The following is a 6,493-nucleotide window of genomic DNA, read 5'->3' on the forward strand; positions in this document are numbered from 1 at the left end:
CACGACGTCACCCGCGCGTACGTCCCTCAGCGCAGCGTGACCGACAACGCCTGTGCGATCTCCTTGCCGATGGCGTGCGTGGCGGCATCCGGTGGCGACCCCACCTTCACCACCAACGGCCCCCCGAACGGCTGGCGTTCCACCACCTCGATGCGTTCGCCCAGGTTGATCGCGTGTTCCGTCAGGTACCTCAGCAGCTCCGGGTCCGTGTCCCAGACCCGCACGATCTCACCGACCGCGCCCGGCGGGAGGTCGTCCAGGATGCGGACCGGGAGCTCCTCCACGCTCCCGTCCGGCGCCGGGATCGGGTCGCCGTGGGGGTCGCGGACCGGGTTGCCGAGCTTGGCCGCGATGCGCTCGACCAGCCTGTCCGACACGGCGTGCTCCAGCGCGTCCGCCTCCGCGTGGACCTCGTCCCACGTGTAGCCGAGCTCCGAGACCAGGTACGTCTCGATCAGCCGGTGGCGCCGGAGCACCGAACGCGCCAGGAGCCTGCCGTCGGCCGTGAGCTCGATGCCGCGGTACGGCACGTGCGTGACCAGGCCCAGCTGGGACAGCTTCGTGACCATCCCCGACGCCGAGGACGGGCTGACCTCCAGCCGGCCGGCGAGCGACGCGTTGGTGACCGCCTCGCCCCGCTCGACCAGGCCGTAGATCACCCGGACGTAGTCCTCGACCGACGAGGACCTCCGGACCGAACCATCTCCCATACCGCATACGATACGGGGCCGGGTACTTTCTCGTGAAAGTTCACGGCCGCCAGCGGTAGCGGATCCAGCCCGGGACCGGCTCGGCACCCAGCTGTGCGTAGAACGCCGAACCCTTTTCGTTGCCCTCCTGCATGTCCCACTCCACGCGGCCGGTCGTGCGGTTGCGCAGCTCGTCCAGCAGCTCGCCGCCGAGCCCGTGGCGGCGGTGCGCGGGCCGGACGAACAGGTCGTCCAGCCAGATCCCCGGCCGGGCTTCCCAGGTGGAGAAGTTCCAGCTGCAGAAGGCGAAGCCGGCCACCGTGCCCGGCTCGCCGGGCGGGGTCGCGATGAGCACCCACGCCTTCGGGTCCGGCCCGAACAGGTGCCCGCTCATCTCGGCGCGGTCGAGCTTCAGGTCGTGGTTGTCCTCGTAGACGGCGTGCTCCTCGATGAGCGCGCAGATCTCCTCGATGTCTTCGAAGACGGCGTCGCGGACGGGCATCTCGCCTCCCTTTTTTGTCGGTGGTGGTCGTTACGGTCAGGCCTGGAGGTGGTCGATGTCGCCGGAGGAGAAGTTCGAGGACCTGGTCGACGAGTTCACCGGACGCCCGGGCATCACGCCACCCGGCGCGACCGGCGGGTTCGGGCGCACGGCGCTGCGCGCGCACGGCCGGATCTTCGCGATGTTCGTCCGCGGGCAGCTGGTGCTCAAGCTGCCCAGGGGCCGGGTGGACGAGCTGGTCGAGGGTGGGCACGGGGTGCGCTTCGACGCCAACAAGGGCACCCCGATGAAGGAATGGCTGGCACTGGACACCGGGTCGCCACAGCCCTGGTCCGCGCTGGCCGAGGAAGCACTCGAGTTCGTGGGAAGGAAGTGAGCCATCACGCTTGATAACGCAGTTCGCCGCCGACGGCGGTGCCTTGCACGCCGAGGTCGTCCAAAGCGGACTCGTCCAGGGGCGAACCGGACAGCACGGCGAAGTCGGCGAGCTTCCCGGGTTCGAGCGTGCCCAGGTCACGCTCGGCGAAGGTCGCGTACGCCGATCCGTACGTGTACGCGCGCAGCGCCTGCTCCGGCGTCAACGCCTCTTCGGGTGCGAAGGGTGCGCCGGAGGCCGTGCGCCGGCGCACCATGTCGGCCAGCGCGAGCAGGGGTGCGCCGTTCACGACGGGCCGGTCCGAGGACGCGGGAAGCACGCAACCCGCGTCGAGGACGCTGCGCAGCCGGTAGCACCAGGGCACGCGTGACTCACCGAGCGCGGCGCGCATGCCGTCGCCGAGCTCGTTGACGAACCGGCCCTGCGGCGACGGGATGAGCCCGAGGGAGGCGAGCCGGGTCAGTTCCGCGGGCTGGAGCACCGCGCAGTGCTCGATGCGGTGCCGGTGGTCCGTGCGCGGCGAAGCGGCCAACGCGGCTTCGTACGCGTCGAGGACGACGGTGATCGCCCGGTCGCCGATGGCGTGCGTCGCGATCTGCCAGCCCGCTTCGTGGGCGCGGCGGATCGTGCGCGCCAGCTCGTCCTCGGGCACCTGGAAGTAGCCGCGGTTGTCCGGCCCGCCGGCGTCTGAGGCAGTTTCAGCGCCGTCGAACGGGTCGTGCATCGCGCAGGTGCGCCCGACCAGGGAGCCGTCGGCGAACAACTTCATCGGGCCGACGCGCAGCCACTCGTCGCCGAGACCGGTGCGCAGGCCGAGGTCGAGGCCGAAGCCGGCGCCGTCGGGCAGGTCGTGCAGCACGCTGGCGGCGACCATCACCGTGCTGCGCACGCGCAGCACGCCGCGGTCGCGCGCCTCCTGGTAGGCGGCGAGTTCGGCGGGTGTCTCACCGACCAGGCCGCCACCGATCCCGGCTTCCTGGACGCTGGTGATGCCCTCCGACAGGTACTGCTCGGACGCCCGCTCGAGCCCGCGCACGACCCGCGAAACCGGCGTCGGGTACGTCAGCGGCCGCAGCAGCAGCTGGGCCTGCTCGCGCAGCAGGCCGGTCGGCGAGCCGCCGGCGTGCACGACGTCGCCGCCGACCGGGACGTTCGCGAGGTCGAGCTGGTCGAGCACGGCCGAGTTGACCACGGTCATGTGCCCGGACGTGTGCTTGAGCCGCACGAGCATCCCGGGCGCGGCGCGGTCGAGGCCGTGCCGGTCGGGGTGCCCGCCGGCGAGCTTGTTCTGGTCGTACCCGCTCCCGACCACCCAGCTCCCGGCCGGCAGCGTCGCGGCCCGCGCGGCGACGGCGTCGTAGACCTCCTCGACGCTGCGGCAGTCGCCGAGCGGCACGTCGTCGAGGCCCATGCCGAACCACGCCATGTGGTTGTGCGCGTCGTGGAAGCCGGGCACGACGAAGCCGCCGGCCAGGTCGACCCGGGAACGCGCGGACAGCTCAAGGGCGTCGGAACCCAGCGCGACGACCCGGCCGTGCAGCACGGCGAGTGCGTTGGTGACGCCCGCGCCCGTCCACACCGTGGCGTTCTCGTAGATCGCATCGACCCGCATGGGTCCAGAGGCTATCGATCGATCGATCGAACGTCTAGCATCGCCCTCATGCCCACCGTGGAGTTCGCCGTCGAGAACGGCATCGCGCAGATCCGGCTGAACCGGCCCGAGCGGCTGAACGCGGTCGCCGCCGTCCTGGTCGACGACTTCCTCGCCGCCCTCGACGCGGCCGCCCGCAGCGACGCCCGGGTCGTCGTGCTGTCGGGAAACGGCCGGGCCTTCTGCGCCGGCCACGACCTCAAGGAACCCACCCCCGCGGGTGACTCGCGGGCGCGGCTGGACCGGCTCCAGGACGTCACGCGGCGGCTGCGCGGGCTGCGCCAGCCGGTGATCGCGGCGGTGCACGGCTACGCGATCGGCGCCGGCGCGGAGTTCGCGCTCGGCTGCGACCTGATCCTGGCCGCCGAGGACGCCGTGTTCGCCTTCCCCGAGGTCTCGCTCGGCCTGAGCGTCACCGGGGCGGCGTCGCGGCTGCTGCCGCTGCTGGTCGGCCCGCTCAAGGCGAAGGAGCTGCTGCTGCTGGGCGAGCGCTTCGACGGCCGGAAGGCCGCCGAGCTGGGCATGGTCAACACCGCCGTCCCCGCCGAGCAGCTCCAGACCGAAGCGCTGAGCTGGGCCAAGCGGATCGCGGAGCACCCGCCCGTGGCGGCAGCCATGGCGAAGCGGGTCCTCGACACGCCGATCGACCTCGAGCCCGCCCTCGAACTCGAGGTCAGCCACGCCCTGATCACCGAGCACTCGGCCGCCGTCGCCGCGTCCACCGAAGCGTTCCGGAGCCGGGCGTGACGCCCCTCGCCGAAATCGGGACCCTCGCGCAGCTCGTCACGCGGGCCGCCGCGCTGTGGCCCGAACGCACGGCCTGGGTGTTCGACGACCTGGATCGGACGTTCACCTTCGCCGAGGTCGACCGCGAAAGCACCCGGATCGCCGCGGCGCTCGCCGAACGCGGCATCGGCCCCGGCGACCGGGTGGCGGTGATGCTGCGCAACCAGCCGGAGTTCCCGCTCATCTGGCTGGCGCTGGCGAAGATCGGCGCGCAGCTGGTGCCGGTCAACACGAACTACCAGGAATTCGACGGCGCCCACGTCCTCCGCCACTCCGGCGCGAAGCTGGCCGTCGCCGCGCCCGAATTCACCGAATTGCTCGGCCGGATCGGCCTGATCGAGGTGATCACCCCGGACGAGCTCCGCACCGATGCCGAGCCGCCGGAGTTCACGCCCGTGCCCGAGCTGCCGGTCAACATCCAGTACACCTCCGGCACCACCGGCGCCCCCAAGGGCTGCGTCCTGCCGAACCGCTACTGGACGACCTTGGCGATCAGCCTGGCCACCGACTTCCCCGCCGTCGGCGCGGACGACGTCATCCTGACCGCCCAGCCGTTCCACTACATCGATCCACAGTGGAATGTCGCGCTGGGCCTCGCCGGCGGCGCCACCCTCGTCGTCCTCGACCGCTTCCACCCCAGCACGTTCTGGGCGAAGGTCCGCGAACACGGCGTCACCTGGTTCTACTGCCTCGGCCTGATGCCGACGCTGCTGCTGCGCCAGGAACCGGGCGCGGCCGACCGCGACCACCGCGTCCGCGCGATCTGCGCGTCGGCCATCCCGCACGACCTGCACGCCGAGCTGGAGGCCCGCTGGGGCGTGCCGTGGTACGAGGCGTTCGGGATGACCGAAACCGGCGGCGACATCCGGATGACCGCCGCCGACCACGACGAGACCGTCGGCACCGGCTGCATCGGGCGGCCCAGCCGCGACCGCGAGGTGCTGATCGCGGGCGACGACGGGAAGCCGGTGCCGCGCGGGGAAACCGGGCAGCTGCTGATCCGCGGGATCGGGCTGATGCACGGCTACCACGACGATCCGGACGCGACGGCGAAAGCGTTCGAAAACGGCTGGTTCCACACCGGCGACCTCGCCCGGATGGACGCCGCCGGCCGCGTCTACTACGTCGGCCGGACGAAGGACATGATCCGCCGCAGCGGCGAAAACGTCTCCGCCGACGAGGTCGAGCGCGCGCTGCTGCTGCACCCGGCGGTCCGGCTGGCGGCCGTCGTCGCGGTGCCGGACGAGCTGCGCGGCGAGGAGATCAAGGCGTACGTCGTGTGCGACGGCGACCGGCCGGACCCCGCCGAGCTCGCCGCGTTCTGCGCCGGGAAACTGGCCTACTTCAAGGTTCCCCGGTTCTGGGCGTTCGCGGACACGCTGCCCATGACGCCGTCGGAGCGGGTCGCCAAGGGCGAGCTGCGGAAGGTCGCCGACCCGCGTGCCGGTTCCTGGGACGCGAAGGCGGAAGCATGGCTGTGAGCAGCCGGGAGCGGGTGCGCGCGGCGGCGGTGAAGCTGTTCGCCACCAAAGGCTTCCACGGCACCGGGATCCGGGATCTGGCGCAGGAGGCGGAACTCTCCTCGGCCAGCCTGTACCACTACATGGGCACCAAAGAGGATCTGCTCGCCGACATCATGCACACGGCCCTGAACCGGCTGCTCGACGCGGCCCGCGAGGCGACCGCGGGCGGCGGCGACCCGGTGCACCGGCTGCGCACGCTGGTCGTGCTGCACGTCCTCGCGCACGCCGTCGGGCCGGCGGAAACCCGGGTGGTGGACAACGAAGTCGACGTCCTGTCCCCGGCCGCGCGCGAGCCGGTGGTCGCCCTGCGGGACGCCTACGAACGGCTGTGGGCGGCCGCGATCGACGACGGGGTGGCTGCGGGGGTGTTCCGTGTGGAGCACCCGGCGGTGACCCGGCTCGCCCTGCTCGAGATGTGCAGCGGCGTCGCGAGGTGGTATTCCCCACGTGGCCCGCTGGCGCTGGACGAGCTGGCGGAGCACTACGCGGAACTGGCGTCCAGGGCGCTGGGCTGCACGTCCGCGCCCGGTGTGACCGACTTGCGACGGTGCCGGGAAATCGTCGCGAAAGAGTGGGGCGTGTCCGTTTAGCGGCGCTTTTACCTGTGTACGCCTTGCCCAGACGGCGTGCGTGGGGGACGCTCGAAGGGTGACTGAGGAAACGATCCAACTGGAACTGGACGACTCGGGTCTCGCGCCGGGCCTCCCGGCGCCGGAAAACCCCCGCGATCAGGTGCAGGATGTGCCCTATCGCCCCGTCGAGTTCCGCGATGACGATCTCCCCACCGCCCTGGCACGGTGCTCCGCGTGGCTGCGGCAGGCCCAGGAGTGGCTGGGCGAGCCACTCGACGTCCTGGCCATCCACCTCGACTACGACGACCGTCAGGGTTCGCCGTACTACGACGTGAAGCTCCTGTGCAACGAAGAGGACCTCGCGGGCGTCCCGATCGCCATCCGCAACAGTAAG

8 protein-coding genes are annotated in these 6,493 nt (G+C 71.6%); 5 read left to right on the top strand and 3 right to left on the bottom strand.

Annotated features, from left to right (window positions below):
- Window positions 1-26 precede the first annotated feature (26 nt).
- Window positions 27-710, bottom strand: a complete 684-nt coding sequence (locus ACFVYA_RS14420) for a metal-dependent transcriptional regulator (RefSeq protein ID WP_285986643.1) — start codon at window positions 708-710, stop codon at window positions 27-29.
- A gap of 40 nt (window positions 711-750) precedes the next feature.
- A complete protein-coding gene (locus tag ACFVYA_RS14425; protein WP_285986644.1) occupies window positions 751-1,191 on the bottom strand; it encodes a GNAT family N-acetyltransferase in 441 nt (146 codons plus the stop codon).
- 55 nt (window positions 1,192-1,246) lie between these two features.
- On the opposite strand from ACFVYA_RS14425, the gene ACFVYA_RS14430 reads away from it, so the two are divergent.
- On the top strand, window positions 1,247-1,567 hold the full coding sequence (locus ACFVYA_RS14430; RefSeq protein WP_387045106.1) for a hypothetical protein: 321 nt from the start codon (window positions 1,247-1,249) through the stop codon (window positions 1,565-1,567).
- A gap of 4 nt (window positions 1,568-1,571) precedes the next feature.
- Here the strand turns inward: ACFVYA_RS14430 and ACFVYA_RS14435 are convergent, their stop codons facing one another.
- Window positions 1,572-3,179 (bottom strand): amidohydrolase, encoded by a 1,608-nt coding sequence (locus tag ACFVYA_RS14435; RefSeq protein WP_387045109.1) that lies wholly within the window; start codon window positions 3,177-3,179, stop codon window positions 1,572-1,574.
- A gap of 48 nt (window positions 3,180-3,227) precedes the next feature.
- On the opposite strand from ACFVYA_RS14435, the gene ACFVYA_RS14440 reads away from it, so the two are divergent.
- The 4 genes from ACFVYA_RS14440 to ACFVYA_RS14455 form a co-directional block, all read left to right on the top strand.
- Window positions 3,228-3,965, top strand: a complete 738-nt coding sequence (locus tag ACFVYA_RS14440) for an enoyl-CoA hydratase/isomerase family protein (protein ID WP_387045110.1) — start codon at window positions 3,228-3,230, stop codon at window positions 3,963-3,965.
- Window positions 3,962-5,485: an ATP-dependent acyl-CoA ligase gene (locus ACFVYA_RS14445; protein ID WP_387045112.1), complete on the top strand. Its 1,524-nt coding sequence runs from the start codon at window positions 3,962-3,964 to the stop codon at window positions 5,483-5,485. Before ACFVYA_RS14440 ends, ACFVYA_RS14445 begins: the two co-directional genes overlap by 4 nt.
- Window positions 5,482-6,117, top strand: a complete 636-nt coding sequence (locus ACFVYA_RS14450) for a TetR/AcrR family transcriptional regulator (protein WP_387045123.1) — start codon at window positions 5,482-5,484, stop codon at window positions 6,115-6,117. The genes ACFVYA_RS14445 and ACFVYA_RS14450 overlap by 4 nt, the downstream gene beginning before the upstream one ends.
- 58 nt (window positions 6,118-6,175) lie before the next feature.
- Window positions 6,176-6,493 (top strand): hypothetical protein (locus ACFVYA_RS14455; RefSeq protein ID WP_285986649.1); only part of this gene is annotated, 318 nt, incomplete at its 3' end.

It is taken from the genome of Amycolatopsis sp. NPDC058278 (assembly GCF_042881395.1).
GTDB lineage: Bacteria > Actinomycetota > Actinomycetes > Mycobacteriales > Pseudonocardiaceae > Amycolatopsis.